16 protein-coding genes are annotated in these 22,588 nt (G+C 41.6%); 12 read left to right on the forward strand and 4 right to left on the reverse strand.

The features are described 5' to 3' along the window. Positions 1 to 42: 42 nt before the first annotated feature. Together mfd and BV214_RS10730 are read left to right on the forward strand one after the other, a co-directional pair. Positions 43 to 3,438: a transcription-repair coupling factor gene (mfd, locus tag BV214_RS10725; RefSeq protein WP_086477504.1), complete on the forward strand. Its 3,396-nt coding sequence runs from the start codon at positions 43 to 45 to the stop codon at positions 3,436 to 3,438. Positions 3,439 to 3,451: 13 nt separating this feature from the next. After that, entirely contained in the window at positions 3,452 to 4,783 is a 1,332-nt protein-coding gene (locus tag BV214_RS10730) for a TlpA family protein disulfide reductase (protein ID WP_086477505.1), read from the forward strand. Between the two features lie 333 nt (positions 4,784 to 5,116). On the opposite strand, the gene BV214_RS10735 is transcribed toward BV214_RS10730, so the two are convergent. Together BV214_RS10735 and BV214_RS10740 are read right to left on the reverse strand one after the other, a co-directional pair. Continuing rightward, the gene (locus BV214_RS10735) at positions 5,117 to 5,776 is read right to left on the reverse strand and encodes an aspartate kinase (RefSeq protein WP_086477506.1); all 660 of its coding nucleotides are present in this window, start codon (positions 5,774 to 5,776) and stop codon (positions 5,117 to 5,119) included. Positions 5,777 to 5,827: 51 nt separating this feature from the next. Further along, positions 5,828 to 6,187, reverse strand: coding sequence for a YraN family protein (locus BV214_RS10740; protein WP_086477507.1), 360 nt, complete (start codon positions 6,185 to 6,187; stop codon positions 5,828 to 5,830). Between the two features lie 190 nt (positions 6,188 to 6,377). Here BV214_RS10740 and BV214_RS10745 point away from each other — a divergent pair, with 190 nt between their 5' ends. The 5 genes from BV214_RS10745 to BV214_RS10765 all read left to right on the forward strand — a co-directional run bounded on the left by BV214_RS10745 (position 6,378) and on the right by BV214_RS10765 (position 14,686). Beyond that, the gene (locus BV214_RS10745) at positions 6,378 to 7,886 is read left to right on the forward strand and encodes a DUF1800 domain-containing protein (RefSeq protein WP_086477508.1); all 1,509 of its coding nucleotides are present in this window, start codon (positions 6,378 to 6,380) and stop codon (positions 7,884 to 7,886) included. A 10-nt stretch (positions 7,887 to 7,896) separates the two neighbouring features. Next, entirely contained in the window at positions 7,897 to 9,597 is a 1,701-nt protein-coding gene (locus BV214_RS10750) for a DUF1501 domain-containing protein (RefSeq protein ID WP_086477509.1), read from the forward strand. Between the two features lie 120 nt (positions 9,598 to 9,717). Further along, positions 9,718 to 11,796, forward strand: a complete 2,079-nt coding sequence (gene metG, locus BV214_RS10755; RefSeq protein WP_086477551.1) for a methionine--tRNA ligase — start codon at positions 9,718 to 9,720, stop codon at positions 11,794 to 11,796. A gap of 344 nt (positions 11,797 to 12,140) precedes the next feature. Further along, positions 12,141 to 14,267: a Tex family protein gene (locus BV214_RS10760; protein ID WP_086477510.1), complete on the forward strand. Its 2,127-nt coding sequence runs from the start codon at positions 12,141 to 12,143 to the stop codon at positions 14,265 to 14,267. Between the two features lie 206 nt (positions 14,268 to 14,473). After that, positions 14,474 to 14,686, forward strand: a complete 213-nt coding sequence (locus BV214_RS10765) for a hypothetical protein (RefSeq protein ID WP_086477511.1) — start codon at positions 14,474 to 14,476, stop codon at positions 14,684 to 14,686. Between the two features lie 296 nt (positions 14,687 to 14,982). Here the strand turns inward: BV214_RS10765 and BV214_RS10770 are convergent, their stop codons facing one another. Continuing rightward, entirely contained in the window at positions 14,983 to 15,315 is a 333-nt protein-coding gene (locus BV214_RS10770) for a single-stranded DNA-binding protein (protein WP_086477512.1), read from the reverse strand. A 496-nt stretch (positions 15,316 to 15,811) separates the two neighbouring features. On the opposite strand from BV214_RS10770, the gene BV214_RS10775 reads away from it, so the two are divergent. The 3 genes from BV214_RS10775 to BV214_RS10785 all read left to right on the forward strand — a co-directional run bounded on the left by BV214_RS10775 (position 15,812) and on the right by BV214_RS10785 (position 18,691). Next, positions 15,812 to 17,422 (forward strand): M60 family metallopeptidase, encoded by a 1,611-nt coding sequence (locus BV214_RS10775; protein WP_086477513.1) that lies wholly within the window; start codon positions 15,812 to 15,814, stop codon positions 17,420 to 17,422. 218 nt (positions 17,423 to 17,640) lie between these two features. Then, positions 17,641 to 18,213 carry a pentapeptide repeat-containing protein gene (locus BV214_RS10780; protein ID WP_086477514.1) on the forward strand — a complete coding sequence of 191 codons (573 nt, stop codon included), beginning with the start codon at positions 17,641 to 17,643 and terminating at the stop codon, positions 18,211 to 18,213. A gap of 127 nt (positions 18,214 to 18,340) precedes the next feature. After that, positions 18,341 to 18,691, forward strand: a complete 351-nt coding sequence (locus tag BV214_RS10785; RefSeq protein WP_086477515.1) for a hypothetical protein — start codon at positions 18,341 to 18,343, stop codon at positions 18,689 to 18,691. Positions 18,692 to 18,774: 83 nt separating this feature from the next. Here the strand turns inward: BV214_RS10785 and BV214_RS10790 are convergent, their stop codons facing one another. Beyond that, positions 18,775 to 19,242 (reverse strand): CBS domain-containing protein, encoded by a 468-nt coding sequence (locus BV214_RS10790; protein ID WP_086477516.1) that lies wholly within the window; start codon positions 19,240 to 19,242, stop codon positions 18,775 to 18,777. A gap of 189 nt (positions 19,243 to 19,431) precedes the next feature. Between BV214_RS10790 and BV214_RS10795 the strand changes: the two genes are divergently transcribed. Next, positions 19,432 to 21,720 carry a M28 family peptidase gene (locus BV214_RS10795; RefSeq protein ID WP_317045179.1) on the forward strand — a complete coding sequence of 763 codons (2,289 nt, stop codon included), beginning with the start codon at positions 19,432 to 19,434 and terminating at the stop codon, positions 21,718 to 21,720. Beyond that, on the forward strand, positions 21,713 to 22,522 hold the full coding sequence (locus BV214_RS10800) for an SDR family oxidoreductase (protein WP_086477518.1): 810 nt from the start codon (positions 21,713 to 21,715) through the stop codon (positions 22,520 to 22,522). Before BV214_RS10795 ends, BV214_RS10800 begins: the two co-directional genes overlap by 8 nt. Positions 22,523 to 22,588: the final 66 nt, after the last annotated feature.

Here is a 22,588-nt window from a genome sequence, read left to right on the forward strand (position 1 = left end):
GGAAAGCGAAATCTCTAGTTATATTTGTAAAAAATTTTACGGTTGACAAAATCTATCCTGCCACCACTGTTTGCACAGTCTCCGCAACTGCGAAAACTGCAGAATTCCATTGCCAATTCTCAAAATAAAACGACAAAGGACCCCGCTTCCGTGACCAATATTAAGGGCTTGGTGGGCTCTTCCCTGTCCTTTGTAGTCGCAGAAGCTTTCCAAAAAGCATCTTCGCCCTTTCTCTTTGTTCTATCCGATAAGGAGGAAGCCGCCTATTATTTAAACGATTTGGAGCAACTTATTGGGGAAAAGGATGTCCTCTTCTACCCGGGAAGCTATAGAAGGCCCTATCAAATAGAGGAAACGGATAACGCCAATGTATTGTTGCGGGCAGAGGTTCTAAACCGCATCAACTCCAGAAAGAAACCGGCTATTATCGTTACCTATCCCGATGCCCTATTCGAAAAAGTAGTCACCCGTAGGGAGCTGGAAAAAAACACCTTAAAAATTAAATTGGGGGACACCCTTTCGCTCGATTTTTTAAATGAGGTGTTGTTCGAATACCAATTTAAACGGGTGGATTTCGTGACCGAACCAGGTGAATTTTCACTCAGAGGGGGAATTATGGACGTGTTTTCCTTCTCCCACGATGAACCCTACCGTATCGAGTTTTTTGGGGACGAAGTTGATAGTATCCGAACTTTTGATGTAGAATCACAGCTCTCTAACCAAAAGGTAAAGAAGATCACTCTTATCCCCAATGTAGAGCATAAGTTTTTGGACGAAAGCAGGGAGAGCATTCTTAAGTACATTGCCCCCAACACCCTTATCTTCAGCAAAAACCTCCACCATCTTTACCACAGGTTGGACGATTTTTATGAAAAGGCCAAAGAGGCCTTCGCCAAATTATCCAAAGAAATTAGGCGGGCAGAGCCCTTAGAGCTATTTGCCAATGCTGATACCATTAGGGAACAATTGGAAGATTTTAGCGTATTTGAAATAGACGGAAACAAGGATTCCAATACGGGGGAAACCATACTTTTTAATACCCAACCCCAACCTTCCTTCAATAAAAAGTTTGATCTTTTAATAGACAACCTCAACCAGAACCACAAAAATGGGTATATAAATTACCTCTTTTGTGCCACAGAGCAGCAGGCCCAACGTTTCCATGACATTTTTGACGAGGTGGATAAGGAAGTACATTACAAAACAATTGTCTCCCCGCTGTACCAAGGATTTGTAGATAAGGACTTAAAAATTGCCTGTTATACAGATCATCAGATTTTTGAGCGCTACCATAAATTCCACCTAAAAAACGGTTACGCCAAGAAACAGGCCATTACCCTAAAAGACCTGAACAAATTGGAGGTAGGGGACTATGTAACCCATATAGACCACGGTATCGGAAAATTTGGCGGACTCCAAAAAATAGATGTGGAAGGCAAGATGCAGGAGGCTATAAAACTGATGTACGGGGAACGCGATATCCTATATGTGAGTATTCACTCCTTACACAAAATCTCCAAATTTAACGGCAAGGACGGCTCACCCCCAAAAATATACAAGCTAGGGTCCGGGGCATGGAAAAAAGTTAAGGACAAGGCTAAATCGCGCGTAAAGAAGATTGCTTTTGACCTTATCCAACTTTATGCAAAACGTCGCGCTAAAAAAGGATTTCAATACGGTCCGGACAGTTACCTCCAACACGAATTGGAAGCTTCTTTTATCTACGAGGACACCCCAGACCAGAGCAAGTCTACTGAGGACATTAAAAAAGACATGGAAAGCGATCGGCCTATGGACCGACTTGTTTGTGGGGATGTAGGTTTTGGAAAGACCGAGGTGGCCATCCGTGCCGCATTCAAAGCAGTGGATAACGGCAAGCAGGTAGCCGTACTAGTACCCACCACTATTTTGGCATTTCAACATCACCGAACCTTTTCGGAACGCCTAAAAGAGATGCCCGTTTCCATTAACTACCTCAACCGCTTTAGGAGCGCCAAGGAAAGGAAACAAACCTTGGAGGATTTGGAAGCTGGAAAAGTAGATATCATTATTGGCACCCACCAATTGGTGAATAAAAACGTTAAGTTTAAAGACCTTGGGCTACTGATCGTAGATGAGGAACAGAAATTTGGCGTATCCGTAAAAGACAAGCTCAAAGCTATAAAGGAAGATGTAGATGTGCTTACCTTAACGGCAACCCCCATTCCTAGGACGTTGCAATTTAGCCTTATGGCTGCAAGGGACCTTTCTGTAATTAATACGGCCCCTCCAAACAGGTATCCGATACAAAGTGAGGTTATCCGTTTTAATGAAGAATTAATCAGGGATGCTATTTCCTATGAAATTCAACGTGGCGGTCAGGTTTATTTTATTCATAATAGGGTAGAGAACATCCAGGAAGTAGCGGGAATGATTCAGCGTTTGGTTCCAGATGCCAAAATAGGAATTGGTCATGGGCAAATGGAGGGTAAAAAGCTAGAAGCCCTTATGTTGGCCTTTATTAATGGGGAGTTTGATGTACTGGTATCCACTACCATCGTAGAAAGCGGTTTGGATGTTACCAATGCCAATACCATCTTTATTAACAATGCCAATAATTTTGGACTGAGCGACCTACACCAAATGCGGGGACGTGTAGGCCGAAGCAATAAAAAAGCCTTCTGTTACTTTATTACCCCACCCTATGAGGTTATGACTAACGATGCCCGAAAGCGAATTGAGGCCTTGGAGCAATTCACAGAGCTGGGAAGTGGCTTTAATATTGCCATGAAAGATTTAGAAATTAGGGGAGCCGGTGACCTTTTGGGAGGCGAACAGAGTGGGTTTATCAACGATATTGGGTTTGACACCTACCAAAAAATATTGTCTGAGGCCATTGATGAGTTAAAGGAGAATGAATTTAAGGAACTCTACGAAGAAGTGGAAGGAAAGCCCACTGTTTTTGTAAAGGACACCCAAATAGACACAGACCTGGAACTGTTATTCCCAGACGATTACATCAATAATATAACCGAACGCCTTAATCTGTATACAGAACTCAACCAAATTAAGGAAGAAGAAGCCCTGCAGAAATTTGAATCGCACCTTATAGATCGCTTTGGGGAACTGCCCACCCAAGCAGTAGACCTATTAAACTCGGTTCGCATTAAATGGATTGCCAATGGCATAGGCTTAGAGAAAATTGTAATGAAAAAGGGGAAGATGATAGGGTATTTCATTGCCGATCAGCAATCCAAATTCTATCAAAGCAAACAGTTCACTACGGTTTTACAATTTATCCAAAGCAATCCTAAACTAGCCAAGCTTAAGGAAAAAGAAACCCGTAAAGGACTGCGACTTTTGTTGGTGTTCAATGATATTAAATCCTTGGATAAGGCCTATAGAGCCATGCAGCAGCTTGCCCCTGCGCAACTAACTTCTAAAGTGGAATCTACCTAACACCTACTCCATTATGACAATAAAGAACACCTTGCTATTTTTGGGAATCATCTTGGCCTTCAACCTCCAGGCCCAACATAGTATTTCGGGGAATATGGCGCCGGCAGAAGACCTAAAATGGTTAATTGCCTATAAAATAAATGCAACCGATCAATCTTATATTGCGGATGCCGCTATTACAAATGGCGCATTTAAATTGGAAATCCCTGAAAACTCCCCCACAGGAATGTATCGCATTGTTTACGCCATTCCTCAGGACCAATTTTACTTCGATCTAATCTACAACGGCAAGGAAGATATTGTACTTTCCTTTGATCTGGAAACAGGCTTGGAATTCCAGGCCTCCCAGGAAAACATTATCTACTATAATTACTTTGATCAGGTAAATGAATTGGAGTATCTAATAGACCAACTATATGCCAGCAACCGTCCCAATCAAGATATGATTGAGGAACATTTTAAGCAACTTAGAGGTATTCAGCTATCGTATGAACAACAGGCTAAAGGACTTATGACTGAACGGTTTGTGAAAGCCAACCAGCCTTATATCCCTAAGGAGTACCAACACAGAGAAAAATATCTTATCCATAAAAAGAAACATTATTTTGACGCCATAGATTTTAAAGACCCGGTACTCCAAGGATCTAGTTTTCTTGTAAATAAGGTTACAAACTATGTGTTTAACACGTTCTCCACCCAATCCCTGTCTATGGATAAGGTAGCATTGGAGTTACAGCAAAATATAGATCGTGTTGCTGCCATGTTGGATACGGTAGATCCCGAATTTGCGACTCAAATAATGGATAAACTGTGGGATATAGCGGTAAAAAACCAGCTGAACCCCACTGCCCAGTATATCTACAGTGCGTATTTACAGCCATTGGCGAAAGCGACCAACAACACAGGCCTTATCCAGAAAATAGCCACCCACAACCGATTGCAGATAGGTGCTGTTGCCCCGGAAGTAGCATGGAATGGGGAAGGAACATCCTATAAGCTGAGCGAATTGTCTGGGAACGAATACTACGTTTTGGTATTTTGGAGCAGTGAATGCTCCCATTGCACCACCCAGCTCCCAAAATTACAGCAAGAAATGAAAGCTTTTTCCTCCGCCAAAGTACTAGCTATAGGACTGGAAAATGATCAGGAAAATTGGAAAATGGAAGCTTCTAGATTACCCGACTTCATTCACGGGATCTCTCTGGGAAAATGGGAAAGTCCCTACGTAAAAACCTACGATATTTATCAAACCCCTACCTACTTAATTTTGGATGCGGAAAAACGGATTCTTGCCAAGCCAGGAAATTATGAAGAGGTGGTTCAATTTTTAAAAGAACAGTACTAATTTAGTGCAATCAAGAACCCCTACTCTGCGGATAGTACCTAGGGATTTACTGCCATAAATAGAGGTTGGATTATTATAAAAGCTCGGTAAACCAAGCCTCTACGCATAGTTTTTAAGGCTGTAGTAGATAGAATTACCCCACCTATATAGTAACACAGCGCCAAATGAATGCATTGTTACAGGATTGCATTATTTCATTGGCACATTGCTACATTAACCAATTGCTACATTATCTAATTGGTACATTAGCTCATTGCTACATTATCTAATTGGTACATTAGCTCATTGCTACATTATCTAATTGGTACATTAGCTCAATGCTACATTAACACCTTACAAGGTCTTTAAATCCTTAATGGTTCTAAAGGCTACATCTACCTGCTCATCATTTACGATAATAGTAAACTCATTGGTGGTAGAGATCACTTCGTACAACACAATCCCCTCCCAAGCCAAGCGCTGAAAAATGAAATAATAAATACCGGGTACGGAAACATTCTCTGAGGGCAGCTTTACCGTAATGGAGGAAAGGTGTTCGGCCTTTTGGGTGCATTTTTCCTGCTTAAACAATTCCTCTACAGCAGCATCCAAACTATTGCTCACCACAATGTTCATTTCGTTTACCCCCCTAGAAGAAGTATAGAAAACGTCCTTGTTCTTGTTGATCTCTTTCAATAAAGCAGTTTGGTTTTCTAAAATGCTATCGGAAATTAAAAATGTAAAATCCGTTAAGGAGGAGCGAACGGTTATCTCCCCAATATTTTTTAGAACTTTAATAATTTTATGAGTCGCACGAAATTCAAGATCATCGGAAAGTCGTTTTAAAGCCATTACGATAGCTCCGTTTCTAATATCCTTTCCCAATTCCATCTCTATCTCGGGCTTTACAATCCTAGACAAGGAGGTGAGATTTATAATTCCCTGAGCCAACGCACTTTGCAGGAATGGTTTTTTCTTAATATAATCCTCTACAACCGCTGAAATAGTTCTCATTTTATCAAAATTTCTGTAAAATTAACAAATTGTTACAAATAAAACAAATGTTTAGAAATGATAAAAGGCATTTTCCCAGTGATCTACCTTAAAATTAGGGCCTTCCTTAAGCACTGTCACAATATCAAATCTTACCTCCACATCCAAATCTTTACTAACTACATAATGATTTGCCGCCTTCACCAATAACTTGATTTTCTTATCGGTTATAGTAGCTGCAATATCCTGCCAATATTCGGAACTTCTCGACTTCACTTCTACCACAACCAACAAATCGCCCTTCCGGGCAATAATATCAATTTCGGCTTTTTGATACCGATAGTTTTTATGGACAATTCGGTATCCTTTCTTTAAAAGGTACGCCTCCGCCAATTTCTCTCCTTTCGCCCCAAATTCGTTGTGCTTTGCCATATAACACTAAAGATACTATAAAAATAAAGGGAATCTTGTAGAAAACACGGCTTGCAAAGATCCAAAACTACCGTTAGCACGTATTACAATTGGTGTTATAACGAGTTTACTAGGAAGCACATACTTTGCTGGAAAATAAAACGTTATCCCAATAACCCCTATCAACAACCCGTAAAATGCAGTACTACCCATGGATTATTTTATAAACTGCAACACCTCTCCCCTAACGCCCTACACCCCTCCCTTGGATTCTTCCAGGGTTGCCCATTTATATAGGCGCTTGGGATTTAGCGCTTCAGTCCAGACCATAGATCAGGCTACGGGGCAAACTGCAAATACCTTGGTGAACAATTTAATTGCCGAAGCCCAAAACATGTCCCCTTTGCCCGCTCCACCTTGGGCCAATTGGAACAACAGTAATTATCCCGCAGACAGGGATGAGAGCAATGAAATTAAAAGAACCCAAGAAGCAACGTGGCGCATTGCTTATACCGATGCGCTTTTAAATAACAATCTAAGGGACCGACTCAGTTTTTTCTGGAGTAATCATTTGGTAACGCAATTGGAGGTCTACAGGTGTAACCAATTTTTATATGAATATATAGATTGCCTACAGCGAAATGCCTTAGGAAACTTTAAGACCATGGTACACGAAATTGGACTTAGCAGTGCCATGCTCTATTACTTGGATGGAGCCTATAGTAACGGGAACAATCCCAACGAGAATTATGCCCGAGAATTGTTCGAATTATTTACGATGGGCGAAGGAAACGGCTATACTGAAGAAGACATTATAGAAACCGCCAAAGCCCTAACTGGCTATGTGAATCGCGGAGAAATTGGCTGTACCAAGGTTACTTTTGATGCCTCCAAATATAATAACGATCAGAAAACTATTTTCGGTAGAACGGGTAATTGGGGCTATGACGATGTGCTGGATATCCTTTTTGAGGAAAGAGCCAATGAAATAGGCTATTTTATATGCAAGAAGCTATACGAGTTTTTTATTCATCCAGATGCTACCGATGAGGCTACCAATGCACAATCCATTATAAATGGACTCTCTGCCACCTTCATTACCAATAATTTTGAATTGGCTCCAGTAGTAAGTCAACTTTTTAAAAGTCAGCATTTCTTCGATGAAAACGCCCTAGGAGTGATCATAAAGAGTCCGTTCGATATGTTCCTTAATTTGATGAACGAAACCAGTTTTTCCTATGACGATTCCATGCTAAGCACCGTTGAAGAAGCATGTAGGTTACTGGGTCAGGAGGTCTTTAACCCCTACGATGTAAATGGCTGGCAACGCAACCGAACGTGGATCAACACCAATTTTATGATTGGCAGGTGGCTGACCAGTGAGATGGTGCTACAAAAATTTTATGGTGCCCAACAGGAAGAGTTTAGGGATTTTGCAATGGCCGCAGTTGGGGAGAATAACCGAAACACCAGTAACCCAAGAATTGTAGTAGAGGCAATTGTGAATAAAATACTACCCAAAGGACTACTTACAGAGCAAGATTTTAACAATGCTATGGATGTTTTTATGATTGAGGAGGTCCCAGATAATTACTATGGGGCGGATTTTATTGAAGGAGGGAATGGCTATTGGATATTGAGCGTAAGCCCTGAAGTGCCCTCGCAGGTATATTTTCTGCTATTACACTTGGTAAGACAACCCGAATTTCAACTAAAATAATCTAGGCATTATGAGCAACACGCCCACCCATCACCACAAAAATGGCGCCCAGGAAGACAGTCACGATCTAGAGCACGAATACTGGAGCAGACGCTCTTTCCTACAGACATTGGGTATTGCCGGGTCTGGCACCCTAATGCTGGGAAGTAATTTACTCACTGCCTCGGCCCTATCCCCGCTAACCGCAGCCATTGCTGCAGCGGAAACAGACAATATCCTATTGCTAATCCGACTCGCAGGGGGCAATGATGGCCTTAATACCATTATTCCCATTTCCCAATACGATATTTATGCTAATGCACGGCCCAATATTTACATCCCAGAGAGTAAGATAGTACGGTTAACAGATGAATTTGGAGTCCCAACGTATATGAAATCCTTAGAATCCATGTGGGGTGAAGGCCAGTTTAAGGCAGTACATGGGGTAGGCTACCAAAATCAAAATCTATCTCATTTTACGGGTTCGGATATATTTGCCAATTGCGATCTAACCTCCACCGGCTTTAATAGACTGAATACTGGCTGGATGGGAAGACATTTTGAGAATCGCTATCCAGATTATTTGGTAAACCCTCCAGATGCTCCAGCGGCCATTCAAATAGGTAACTATGGTAATCTAGTCTTCCAAGGGGAAGAGACCAACTATGCCTTTGTTACCTCCAACGTAGATCAGTTAGAACAAATTGCCGCCACTGGTTCGCAATACAGTTTAGACGAAAGCCTATTTGACCCCTGTATGTACGGGGACCAATTAAAGTTTTTAAGAGGTACTGCCAATACCACCTATGAGTATTCGGGAAAAATCCATGAAGCGTATGCCCGTGGTAAAAATGAGGTAACCTATCAAAAAAACGGATTTGCAAGACAATTGGCGCTCTTGGCGCGACTCATAAAAGGAAATTTGGGCACCAAGGTATATATGGTAAGCATGGGCGGATTTGACACCCATGGGAATCAGCCTCTAGTGCACGAACAACTGATGTCTAACCTATCTATAGCCGTCAATAATTTCTATCAAGACCTGGCATATTCCCAACAGGAAAAACAGGTATTGGGAATGACCTTTTCAGAATTTGGAAGGCGTATTTATGAGAACGGTTCCAATGGCACCGACCACGGGAAGGCAGCCCCCACCCTTTTCTTCGGATCTGGGTTAAATGGCAGTGCTTTTGTGGGCGATCATCCTGCCTTGGATGACCCAGACGGACGGGGAAATTTGGAGTTCACCATGGATTTTAGGGATCTCTATGCTACGGTTATGGCAGAGTGGCTTTGCGTCCCCATCCCCCTTGTAGAACAACACCTATTAAACCATCCCTACGCTCCCGTAAATTTAGGCTTTAATTGCAGTGGCACGGAATTCCCGGATATTACCGTGGACAATGGGCAACCCAATCCCCCGCCAACACCAGATCCAGACGGTACCGTACCCGATGTGGAATTGGCAAACAGTATAATACACAAACCCTATTATCCCACGGACCAAACCCCACACCTCCATGTGGAAATGCCCTTTAGCGCAGAAGTGGATATCCGATTATTCAACATTATGGGGCAACACCTGGGAATAGTCTATAATGGGATGATGCCGCAAGGTGTCACCGAAATTAATATTAGAGAGCAACTCCCCATGCACATTGGTTCCGGGAAATACATCTACCAGATTCAGGTACAAGACCAAAAACTTAGTAAGTCCATCATGGTAGCATAAGCGGCAAAAGAAACCTTTAATGGGAAGCCCAATCCCATTTGCACCTCCTAGGCTTATTTTTTGGTAGAATGCCCCACCTCCAAGCAAAAATCTTTATTTTTGCAGCCTAATTATACAGTGATGTCACAAAACCAACATAAGCCTGCAAGATATACTATTACCGCCGCACTACCCTACACCAACGGCCCCATTCATATTGGACATTTAGCCGGGGTGTATGTACCTGCCGATATTTACACCAGATACCTAAGATCCACCGGAAACGATGTGGCATTTGTATGTGGCAGTGATGAGCATGGGGTGGCTATATCCATGAAGGCAAAAAAAGAAGGAGTATCGCCACAAAATATCATCGATAAATACCACGGTATTATTAAACAATCCTTTGCCGATTTTGGAATTACGTTTGACAACTACTCCCGAACCTCGGCAAACATTCACCATGAAACAGCCTCCGACTTCTTCACTAAGCTATACGAAAAAGGCGATTTTATAGAGGAGTCTACCGACCAATTATACGATGAAGAGGCACAACAGTTTTTAGCAGACCGTTTTGTTACCGGGACCTGCCCAAAATGTGGTCATGAAGAAGCCTATGGAGATCAGTGTGAAAACTGTGGAACTTCTTTAAACGCCACCGATCTCATAAACCCAAAATCGACCCTCTCTGGCGCCGTTCCTACCTTAAAAAAGACCAAACACTGGTTTTTACCCTTAGATAAGCATGAAGCATTTTTAAGGGAATGGATTCTCAAGGATCACAAGAGCGATTGGAAACCGAATGTCTATGGCCAGTGCAAGTCTTGGATAGATGAGGGACTAAAGCCTAGGGCCGTAACAAGGGATTTGGACTGGGGAATTCCAGTTCCGGTTCCTGGCGGCGAAGGAAAGGTGCTGTACGTTTGGTTTGATGCACCCATCGGGTATATTTCCTCTACCAAAGAATGGGCCCAACGAGAAGGGAAAGACTGGGAGCCCTATTGGAAGGATAAGGATACCAAAATGGTTCATTTTATAGGGAAAGACAATATAGTTTTTCACTGTATTATTTTTCCGTGTATGTTAAAAGCGCATGGCGATTTTATACTACCAGAAAATGTTCCCGCCAATGAATTCTTAAACCTGGAAGGCAATAAATTGTCCACTTCCAAGAATTGGGCCGTATGGTTGCATGAGTACTTGGAAGATTTCCCGGATATGCAAGACGTGCTTCGTTACAGCTTAACGGCCAATGCCCCGGAAACCAAGGACAACGATTTTACCTGGAAAGATTTCCAGGCAAGGAACAATAATGAACTGGTTGCCATTTATGGAAATTTCATCAATCGTGTGGTAGTACTTACCAACAAGTATTACAATGGGTTGGTTCCCAGTCCTGGCGAATTTAGCGAAGTGGATAAACAAACCTTGGAGGAAGTAAAGAAATTCCCAGGGATAATTGCCAGCTCTATAGAAAGGTATCGCTTCCGAGAGGCAGGCCAGGAGGTGATGAACTTGGCACGTTTAGGCAACAAATACTTGGCCGATGAAGAGCCTTGGAAAGTAATTAAACAAGATGAGGAGCGCGTAAAGACCATTATGTTCGTAGCCCTTCAAATTTCTTCTGCACTAGCCGTTTTAAGCGAACCATTTTTACCTTTTACAGCGCAGAAACTGAACACTATGTTGGCAACAGAAAAGCTAGAATCGGCATTAAAATGGGAGGCCGTTGGCCAGCGCGATGTCCTATTACCCTCCGGACACCAAATAAATAAGGCTGAACTTTTATTCAGTAAAATTGAGGACAAGACCATAGAGGCACAATTAAACAAATTGGAAGCCACCAAGAAAGCAAACGAACAAATGAACAAGGATGTAAGCCCACAAAAAGACACCATCACCTTTGACGATTTTTCCAAACTGGATATGAGGGTGGGCACCATTATAGAAGCTGCCAAAATGCCAAAGGCCAAGAAGCTTTTGGTCTTAAAGGTAGATACCGGACTAGACGTCAGAACCATTGTTTCTGGTATAGCAGAGAGTTTTAAAGCCGAAGAAATCGTGGGAAAAAAAGTAACCGTTTTGGTCAACTTAGCCCCTAGGGCCCTACGAGGAGTAGAAAGCGAGGGAATGATCCTCATGACCGAAAACAAAGACGGAAAATTGGTATTTGTGAATCCCGATGAAGACGATGTAGCTAACGGGGAGACCATTAATTAAGTTGCCGATAAAAGGAAGAGCATCTCAGCTGTGGCATTGCATGCTTTTGGCAATGCGCAGTTGAGATCTAATAAAAACCAGTGGTGAATAATACCTGATTATGCGTAGTCGACATCGGAAGAACAACAAATGCTAGCAGTCCGATGATGCACAGTCGAGACCCAATAAGCACACAAATGTGAACACTGTCCGGTTAAGTGGAAGCGAGACCTGAAAAACCTCGACTGCGCTCGATCCGGGAAACGTTGGACAACTTAAATTCGAAATCGTCTTTCAACATATAATTCCTAATTAGACAACCCTGAACGGTGTTCCCACCGTATCCCTAAAAATTACCATACCTCATGAATTTGATCTCCTATATTACCAAACACACTCAATTACCCATTAAAAGCGTGGAAAACACGGTTGGCTTATTGAATGAGGACTGTACCGTCCCCTTTATTTCCCGGTACCGTAAGGAAAGAACAGGGAATTTGGACGAAGTACAGGTAGGTGAGATCGTACAATACAAAGCGCAGTTTGAAGCCTTGGAAAAAAGAAAGGCGGCCATTCTAAAATCTATTGAGGAGCAAGGTTCCCTTTCCAAGGATTTGGAACAAAACATTAAAAAAGCAGAAGACCTAGTTACCCTAGAAGACCTCTACCTCCCCTTTAAGAAAAAGCGGAAGACCAAGGCGGAGACAGCCATAAAAAATGGATTGGAGCCTTTGGCAAAAATCATGATGGCACAGCGGTCCGATGAATTGGAGTATGAGGCCTCCAAATACCTCAGCGATACCGTTCCCTCGGAAGACGAGGCGCTGGAAGGGGCGCGCCATATCATTGCTGAATGGATTAACGAACGTACCGATATTAGAAATTTGCTTAGGAACCAATTGGAACGGCATGCACAACTTACCACGAAGGTAATATCCACCAAGAAAGAAGACGAAAAAGCACAGAAATACAGGGATTATTTTGATTGGAGCGAATCATTAAACCGATGTCCGTCTCACCGACTTTTGGCCATACTGCGCGCAGAGAATGAAGGTATTATACGCGTAAAAATAGACATAGACCACGATAGGGCCATCTCTAACATAGCCAACAGAATTATACGCTCTAATAACGCTTGCACCCCACAACTTCAATTAGCTATAGAAGATTCGTACAAGCGATTATTATACCCCTCCCTTTCCAAAGAAACCCTTAAAGTTGCCAAAACCAAAGCCGATGAAGCTGCTATCCTGGTGTTTTCCAAAAACTTAAGGCAACTACTGCTTGGATCCCCTTTGGGTGAAAAAAGGATATTGGCCATAGACCCAGGATTTAGAACTGGCTGTAAGGTGGTGTGCCTTAGTGCCCAAGGAGAATTGGAACACAACGAAACCATTTATCCCCATGCTCCAAAAAATGACAGCATTGGTGCCATAAAAAAAATAAGCTCCTTGGCAGATGCCTACAAAATAGAAGCCATTGCCATTGGCAATGGAACCGCCTCTAGGGAAACAGAGCAACTAATAAAACGAATTCAGTTTAAAAACAACATAGAAGTATTTGTGGTTAGCGAAGCGGGTGCCTCCATTTATTCTGCCTCAAAAATTGCTAGGGACGAATTCCCTAATTATGATGTTACCGTACGTGGGGCGGTATCTATTGGCCGCCGCCTAGGTGATCCCTTAGCAGAATTAGTAAAAATAGATCCAAAGTCTATTGGCGTTGGCCAATACCAACACGACGTGGACCAAACCCTATTAAAAGACTCCTTGGACATGGTAGTAGAAAGCTGTGTGAATACCGTTGGGGTTAATATAAACACCGCCAGTGTTCCCCTACTGAGCTATGTATCCGGTATAGGACCAAAGCTAGCAGAAAACATTGTGGCGTATCGCAATGAAAATGGCCCGTTCACAAGTAGGTCTGAGATAAAAAAAGTACCCCGATTAGGACCAAAAGCCTTTGAACAAGGAGCTGCTTTTTTACGGATTAAAAAAGCAAAAAACCCCTTGGACGATTCTGCAGTACACCCAGAGAGCTATTCCATAGTGAAGCAAATGGTGAAAGACCAAAATATTGCCCTTACAGATATTATTGGCAATAAAGAAGTCATTAAAAAAATTGATCTACAAAAATACTGTACGGATACAGTAGGCTTACCCACCTTGGAAGATATTATTAAGGAATTGGAGAAGCCTGGCCTAGACGTTCGTGAAAAAGCAAAGGTTTTCACCTTTGACCAAAACATACGGAGCATCTCCGATCTTAGAGAGGGGCAACTACTCCCCGGAATTGTAAACAATATCACCAACTTTGGTTGCTTTGTAGATATTGGAATTAAAGAGAGCGGATTAATCCATATCTCTAATCTTTCGGACAGTTTTGTAAAGGATGTTAACGAACATGTAAGCCTGCACCAACAAATAATAGTGAAGGTACTGGAGGTAGATATCCCTAGAAAACGCATCCAATTGGCCTTGCACAAAAAGTAGATATCCCCATATTTCACTATCATAATAAGGAGTTGGGAGGCCAAGCCACCGCAAGATCAATACCTTGCAAACACCTCTTCTTTAAACTGAATGTCAGACAATTGGCCCCTGCAGTTTGCTATCCATCATAGGTATCAACTTTAACATTTTATCTTATTTAGATTCATTTAAAATAAATACTTTTGCCATGGTAATACAGAACTACTGTGGGTAAAAAGAAAAAAGAAGACAAAAAAAAAGACGACAAGAAGAAGCATAAGAAGCTGAAAAAAGCGGCTAAAAAGGAGCAGAAAAAACTCCTTAAAGCATTGGCTCCTCCTGGTTGTAAGACTAAATGCTGTGAAAAGTATCTAAAATCCGAATCCAAACGATGCAAACGCTGCCCATGTTTTGATTTGATGGATAAAAAGGTGGCGTAAACACCTGAACTGTAATAGCTACGATTTCGTCTGACAGTTTTAAGGATTAATATTTGTTGTTTTCACTCTTTAAATATAATTCTTAACTGTCAGATTTTATCGTGGTTACTTCACCGAACCATTCTCCCTTTTTCCGATGACATTTTCGCTCCCTTGAAGAGGGTTCTAAGTGTAACCGCTACGCTACCATATAGCTGTGGTTTTATACCTCGTTCATTACTAACAAGATAACTTACGTAATACATAAAGACCTGTTGCTACAAACAACAGGACTTTATCTTATAAATAAGCCTACCTTATTTCCCCAACATCAGAAGCTCGTTACATCGTATTTCCGTAACATAACGCTTCTCTCCCTCTTTGGTTTCATAGCTTTTTGTGGTAAGCTTTCCCTCTATGGCCACTTCCTTGCCTTTGTTTAAATAACTTTCCACAATCTCTGCGGTTTTACCCCAGGCCACCACATTATGCCACTGGGTATCGGTTACCTTCTCCCCTTTGGAATTCTTATAAATCTCATTAGTGGCGATGGAGAACTTGGCCAGTTTGCCACCTCCATCCAAATTAATAATCTCTGGGTCGTTCCCCAAGTTTCCAATCAACTGTACTTTGTTTCTAAGTGCGTTCATAATAAAAAGATTTAATGTTAAACAGTTAAGATTTTTTGATACCACAAACCTAATCCCAGAAGCAAGGGCTAGTCGGTTGATAACTACTTAATTTCGCTTGTAAACATTTGTAGTCGTTTACACGTATCTATAAAATCCTAAATCAGCCTAGCGCCTAGAGGAGATTTCCTCTGTCTCTTCTCCACACTCACTCCTTGTTTGTATAATCCATCAAACTATATGTATCCCCTAATTACAAGCTCCTTGGGGGCTAATTATATCTTTAATAATTAGTATCTTGCCCCTTGTTGAATTTTCATCAACCAACTTAAAATACCAGTGGAACGACTAATAAAAGAATGTCAACATCAGTTGCATCAATTAAAAATAGAATTATAGATAAAAGAAGCAGGTTCAGTGTCAGCATACCATTGGCATCACTTACTCATTACATTGCTTTGTTTATTAATTCATAAAAAAACGGAACTCCAAACCTTTAAATTCAAAATAAATACGCATGAAAAAACATTTCATTTCCCTTCTCTTTTGTTCCATTTTTATTGCAGGCTATAGTCAATCTGCTACAGAAATAGCCTCCATCTACCAGGACCTCTCGGTATTTGAAACGCCCATGGCCCTTTCCCTCAGGAAAAAGGTGAAGAAAAAGGATATAGCCAACATAAAGAACAAGCAGTTACGGGAAGTGGCTACTGCCCTAAATGCCAATTCCTACGATTCTAATTTTAGAATGGCCCAGTATAAAGCATATCTCTCCCCTAAAGTCTTAGGTCAGCAACTAATGATTGGGGATGGCTACAGCAAGTATGAAAATATAACGGGCATCTATCTACCTATTGGGGAACACCTTGTGCTGGCAGACGGCATTGAAAACAACACCGAGGTTAGTGTAGTAGTTGTAAACTGGAACCGCAGAGCCCCAGAAGGTATAGACCCCACCAAGGATCCCGCAGGATGGGGAATCCAAAAGAAAAAATTTAAATTACAAAACGGTGTTAACCTAATTACTATTGCCGACTTTGATGGATTGGCCTATATCGATTATTTTTCTGAACAACCCGAAAAAGAGCCTACCATCCAAGTACACTTCCCAGCTGCTGCGGTGAACGGTTATTTTGATAGCGCCACTGATACGGATACTGATTGGAATTCCCTGGTAGATAATGCCATTTACCCTATTGTGGATGCACGGGGAAAGCACATCCAAATTGCCTACCCTGCAGAAGCTATTAAAAAGTATGCTTACAACAGGGGCTTGGAGTTAATCAATAATTACGACACCCTGGTGTATAGACAACACCGACTCTTGGGGCTGATTAAATACAATAAGGTTCCCAAAAATAGAATTCTAGCACGTGTAAACTATAATTACTATATGTTTAGGGATAAGGACGGCGTGGCCTATATGGGGACAGATCCTGGAAACGCCATGTCCATGGTGGTAGATCCGAGTAGCGTAATTAAAGGTGATCCCTGCTGGGGCTTTAGTCATGAAGTAGGTCACGTACACCAAGTACGTCCGCATTTTAATTGGGGCGGACTTGGGGAAGTGAGTAACAACGTATTCTCTCTCTATGTCACTACCTCCTTTGGGAATAAAAGTAGGATTTCTGCTCAAAACAATTATTCAAAGGCAAGGGAAAGCATTATTGACGGTAAAATAAGTTACCTCCAGGATGGGGATGTGTTTAACCGAGTAGTTCCCTTTTGGCAACTACAATTGTACTTCTCGGGCATTGGGGAAAATCCCGATTTTTATCCAGACCTTTTTGAAGCATTCCGCCAACAAGGTGAGGAAAGTAGACAAAAAAGCAGCAATCCTCGGCATTCTGGTGGTTGGGGAGACCGTGGTAACAATCCCGCCAAATACCAGCTCAACTTTGTTAAAACAGCCTCGGAAGTGAGCAGAACAGACCTGACCGAATTCTTTGACAAATACGGTTTTTTCCATGTGGGCGAGTTTGATTATAATGACTATGGAAACTATAGCTATAAGATGACCCAAGAAATGGTAGACGAATGCAAGGCAGCCATCAAAGCCATGAACCTCCCAAAGCCCAAAATAGATATTAGCACCCTAGAAGATGTACAACCCCAAGAGGTTCCGTAAGGAAAAGGATTTTCTAATAATTAAAACCCTAAAAAAGTTGGTCCCCTTACCGGGGCGGCCAACTTTTTTTATTTTAAATAGGTTATACGGAAATGGTAAAACAGAAAACTCGTACGAATGCCATAACTTTGTAAGAAAGGCAAGGCATAACATTCCTAACAACCCCCACTACCTTAATAGGCAACACACGCTACAACATTAAATTAAGCTTATCTGTAATGAACAATCCCTTTATAGTAGACCAATCCTTCAAAAATGTAGATTTCACCATAAACAAACTACCGAAAGGCGAGTACGAGCACTGTGTGTTTGATTCTTGTACCTTTTCCAAGGCCAGCCTTGCCAATATTTCCTTTATGGAAAGCACCTTTATAGCCTGCGACCTCAGTAATGTAGACCTTAAAAACACCACTTTAAAGGAAACCGAATTTGAACATTGTAAAATGCTAGGAGTCAACTTTGACGCCTGTAACCCATTTTTACTCTCGTTTCAATTTGTGGGCTGCAACCTTAACCTGTCCTCCTTTTACGGCTTAAGCATCAGGCAAACTATATTTAGAGATTGTATGCTGCATCAGGCCGATTTTACAAATGCCGATCTCTCCAATGCACAATTTGATAAGTGCGACCTTCAGAATGCTATTTTTATGAATTCGGTCTTATTAAAAACCGATTTCCGTTCTACTATCCATATTAACATCGACCCAGAAAACAACAAACTAAAAAAGGCTAAGTTTTCAAGAGAAGGTGCATTGGGTCTCTTAACTAAATACGATTTGGATATTAGCTAGGCAAACACCCTTCATTTAGGAGTACCAACCCTCTATGCTGCATTTTCACTATATTGGGATAGCGATTTGGAAATTCAACCACAAAAAACAACCAAAACCAACCCTCCTAACTTTTAAATAGTGGCAAATGGAAAAAAAATGTCTGGAATGCGGGGAGAAAATAGTAGGACGCATCGATAAAAAGTACTGTTCGGACTACTGCAGGAATTCCTACAACAACAAACTAAACAAGGACAGTAAAAATTTGGTGCGTAATATTAATAACCGCTTGCGTAAGAACTATAGGATATTGGACAGTTTTCCCCTTAAAGACGGAAAAACCAAGACTACAAAAACCCGCCTAATGGATAAGGGGTTCGATTTTGAATACCTAACCAACCTGTACACCACCAAAAAAGGAACTACGTACTATTTTGTATACGACTTGGGCTACCTGCCTTTGGACAATGATTATTATATGATTGTAAAACGCGAATAACACTCCCCTCTAGCATCTTGGAAGTAGCAACAATAGGAACCGTTTACCAACTCCAATTTCCCCGTAAACAAAAACTGCACGTTCTAATATTTCCAATTTTGCCCGCTTAGCCTCAAAGCAGCGATCACTATATCTTTTCTACTTATCTGCCCCACTAGCCTATTGTTTTCCATTACCGGCAACCTCCTTCTATTGTGTGCCACAAAAATTCCGGCAGCGTCAAAAATGGTGGTGTCATGGGCAATAGTCTCCACGTTCTTGCTCATAAATCGCTCTACCCTTTTATCCATAATCGGTTGATTAAAATAACGGCTTTCCGAGATTTCCTTCATACAATCGGCCTCAGAAATAATACCCACCAAGCAGCCGTCCTTATCAATTACAGGTCCCCCAGAAATATGGTGTTTGGCAAAATCCTCCATGACCTCTAAGATGGATTGATCTGGTGAAAAAGTCACCAATTTTTTAGACATATAATCCGCTACCAAAATAGGAGCCTCAAATGCCTGTTTTACAGGTCTCCGGACCCCTTGAAAGTTCTTTATAGCCATAATACAAAGTTTTAGGTTGACATTAAATATAGCTTTTTAACGACAAATACACAACAAACAGGAAGATTCACCACGCTTACATCAATAAAATCAATATTTTACTGAGGATTACCCAATATACACCCTTATACAAACAGCACACTTATTTAATGCGAAAAGAATTTCTTAATTTTAAGTTTTTCCAAACCCATGATGAAAAGATTTCCAACCGTTATCCCCCTTCTACTTATTCTATTGGCCATTTACATTAGTTTTTGGTCTTCCATGCCCACCTATAAACCAGATATTGATTTGGACAAAACCCAATTTTCCACGGATAGGGCATTTATGCATGTAAAGAACATGTCCCAGGAACCGCATGCCGTTGGCTTCCCCGCTCATTCCGCAGTTAGGGAATACCTTATTTCCCAACTAGAGCAACTTGGGCTAAACCCCATACTACAAACGGGATATACTGCAGGAGATTGGGCCAACTTTAGCAAGGTGACTAATATTATGGCGCGTATAGAAGGCAGCAATCCAGGAAATGCCCTCTTATTGCTATCGCATTATGACAGTAGTCCGCACTCCTCCTTAGGTGCCAGTGATGCTGCCAGTGGGGTAGCAACCCTTTTGGAGGGAGTAAGGGCCTACTTATCAGGTGAAAATCGCCCAAAGAATGACATTATTATTCTATTTACCGATGCGGAGGAACTGGGTCTAAACGGGGCCGATTTATTTGTTAATAACCACCCCTGGGCTAAGGAAGTGCGATTGGCCCTGAATTTTGAGTCGAGAGGCAGTGGCGGTCCCTCCTATATGTTGTTGGAAACCAACCAAGGCAACAGTTCCCTGATCGATGGCTTTATAGCTGCCAACCCCCATTACCCCGTTGCCAATTCCCTGGTATATAGTATTTATAAAATGCTCCCCAATGATACCGACCTTACGGTCTTTAGGGAGGATGGGGATATAGATGGTTTTAATTTTGCTTTTATCGATGACCATTTCGATTATCATACCGCCAAAGATACTTATGAAAGGTTGGATGCCAATACGCTGGCACATCAAGGGGCTTATTTAATGCCACTCTTAAACTATTTTAGCCATGCCGATCTTACCCAACTTAAAAGTGAAAAAGACCTAGTCTATTTTAATATTCCCTTCTTTAAATTAGTATCCTACCCCTTTAAATGGATATTTCCCATGCTTTTGGGAGGCATTATTTTATTTTTGATTTTACTTACCCACGGATTTCGAAAAAAAATCCTGAAACTAAAGGAAATTGGGAAGGGGTTTGGTCCTATGCTCTTATCCCTGTTCATTAACGGTCTTATAGGATATTTTGGATGGTCTTTAATCCTGAAAATTTACCCTCAGTACCAGGATATGCTTCATGGGTTCACCTATAATGGATATACCTACATTGCTGCCTTCGTTTTCCTTTCTATGGCAGTAAGCTTTTGGTGCTACCATCGATTTGGGAAAGCCAGCACCCCCAATCTCCTAATTGCCCCAGCCTTATTTTGGTTGTTTATCTGTGCACTCCTGGCCATTTACTTAAAAGGGGGAAGTTTCTTTTTAATCCCAGTATTGGCACTATTAGCCTCGCTATGGATCCTATTAGGGGAGAAATCGCCCAACCCCCTATGGTTCGTATTTTTGGCCTTACCTGCCCTTTGGATATTCTCTCCCCTTATTAAAATGTTTCCCGTAGGGCTAGGACTTAAAATGATAATTACCTCAACGGTACTCACCACCCTTACCTTCTTTCTACTGCTACCTCTATTAGGGAATACCAAACCAAAACTTCAATTGGCCTCCCTCTTCTTCATTCTATTTATAGGTTTTATGGTGTCCGCCCATTTAAATTCTGATTTTAGTAAGGATACGGCCAAACCCACCAGCCTTGTCTACCTGTTGGATGCAGACAGCCAAACAGCACAATGGGCAACCTATGACCGGGTACTTTCTGGTTGGACCTCACAATATATTGGGGAACAAAAGGAAGTGCCTCCTTCAACCGATCACCAAAACCTCAGTAGTAAATATGGAACGGGCTTTCGTTTTGTAAGCAAAGCACCATTGAAAAATTTAGCACATCCGGAAATAACGGTTCTTAAGGATACCCTTGTTGGGAACGAAAGAAGCATAGAGATTACATTTACGCCTAAAAGACAAATAAATAGGCTGGAGGTATTTACCAATGACATAGCCCTATCCAGAGCGGAGATCAATAGTATTCCCTTATCCAATTTCTTTTTAGAAAATAGAAGGAGCAATAAATTGATTACGCATTACGTGAGCGATAACGATCCTACCAACCTAAAATTGTTCTTCCCAAAAGACAGCGAATTACAACTTACCTTCTATGAGGCATCCAATGATTTATTAGAGCATCCCAATTTTAGCGTCCCCCCTAGACCGGACCACCATATTCCGATGCCCTTTGTCTTAAACGATGCCATACTAATCACAAAAAAAATCCACTTTGAATAAAACTATAGGGATATTAGGATGTGGATGGCTTGGACTACCCCTTGCCACTGAATTGGTCAATACCCACTACCAAGTAGTTGGATCCACCACTACCCAAGAGAAATTGAAGCAATTAAAAAAAATAGGGATAACCCCCTTTTTAATTCAACTTTCGGAGACGGGAATCGAGGGGGATATTCAAGGATTTCTAAAAGACGTAGATGTATTGCTTATAAATGTGCCCCCTAGACTGCGGAGCACCCCCAAGGAAGACTATGTTAAAAAAATTAGTCATTTACATAAAGCCCTTATTGCGGCTAAGATTAAAATGGTAATTTTCATCAGCAGTACTTCGGTTTATGGGGACCACCAAGGTAGGGTAACGGAGGCCACCCTGGCGGAACCCAGTTCGGAATCTGGGAAGCAACTATTGGCAGCGGAAGACTTACTGAGAAATGACCGGAATTTGAATGTTACTATTATACGGTTTGGCGGACTCATTGGCCCCAATCGGCATCCCGCTAATTTTGTAGCTGGAAAAACAGGCCTTTCCAATGGAATGGCACCCGTGAATTTAATTCATCTAGACGACTGTGTGGGGCTCATCCGTACGGTAATAGCAAACAATCCCACCAACCTTTTAATCAACGGAGTGTATCCCTTACATCCCAGCAAACAAGCATATTATACCGAAGAGGCAACCAAAAAAGGGATCGCTCCCCCATCTTACCTCCCATCCTCCAATGATAAAAATCATAAAATTATAGAAAACGCCCCAGAAATTGTTAAAATATACCAATATCACACCTCAATTATCAGTTGATTCACCACACAATTTCACACTTTCACAACAAAGGGCACTTCCATTCGTTAAATTAAATCGACGAAT

Origin of the sequence: Arenibacter amylolyticus (assembly GCF_002150785.1) — a bacterium.
GTDB classification, from domain to species: Bacteria; Bacteroidota; Bacteroidia; order Flavobacteriales; family Flavobacteriaceae; genus Arenibacter; species Arenibacter amylolyticus.

Excerpts from the sequence above, each read along its gene's own strand:
- BV214_RS10790 (WP_086477516.1), bottom strand. The coding sequence starts at position 19,242 with ATGGCTATAAAGAACTTTCAAGGGGTCCGGAGACCTGTAAAACAGGCA.
- BV214_RS10760 (WP_086477510.1), top strand. The coding sequence starts at position 12,141 with ATGAATTTGATCTCCTATATTACCAAACACACTCAATTACCCATTAAA.
- BV214_RS10735 (WP_086477506.1), bottom strand. The coding sequence starts at position 5,776 with ATGAGAACTATTTCAGCGGTTGTAGAGGATTATATTAAGAAAAAACCA.
- BV214_RS10775 (WP_086477513.1), top strand. The coding sequence starts at position 15,812 with ATGAAAAAACATTTCATTTCCCTTCTCTTTTGTTCCATTTTTATTGCA.
- metG (WP_086477551.1), top strand. The coding sequence starts at position 9,718 with ATGTCACAAAACCAACATAAGCCTGCAAGATATACTATTACCGCCGCA.
- BV214_RS10780 (WP_086477514.1), top strand. The coding sequence starts at position 17,641 with ATGAACAATCCCTTTATAGTAGACCAATCCTTCAAAAATGTAGATTTC.
- BV214_RS10785 (WP_086477515.1), top strand. The coding sequence starts at position 18,341 with ATGGAAAAAAAATGTCTGGAATGCGGGGAGAAAATAGTAGGACGCATC.
- BV214_RS10795 (WP_317045179.1), top strand. The coding sequence starts at position 19,432 with ATGATGAAAAGATTTCCAACCGTTATCCCCCTTCTACTTATTCTATTG.
- BV214_RS10745 (WP_086477508.1), top strand. The coding sequence starts at position 6,378 with ATGGATTATTTTATAAACTGCAACACCTCTCCCCTAACGCCCTACACC.
- BV214_RS10740 (WP_086477507.1), bottom strand. The coding sequence starts at position 6,187 with ATGGCAAAGCACAACGAATTTGGGGCGAAAGGAGAGAAATTGGCGGAG.
- BV214_RS10730 (WP_086477505.1), top strand. The coding sequence starts at position 3,452 with ATGACAATAAAGAACACCTTGCTATTTTTGGGAATCATCTTGGCCTTC.
- BV214_RS10770 (WP_086477512.1), bottom strand. The coding sequence starts at position 15,315 with ATGAACGCACTTAGAAACAAAGTACAGTTGATTGGAAACTTGGGGAAC.
- BV214_RS10750 (WP_086477509.1), top strand. The coding sequence starts at position 7,897 with ATGAGCAACACGCCCACCCATCACCACAAAAATGGCGCCCAGGAAGAC.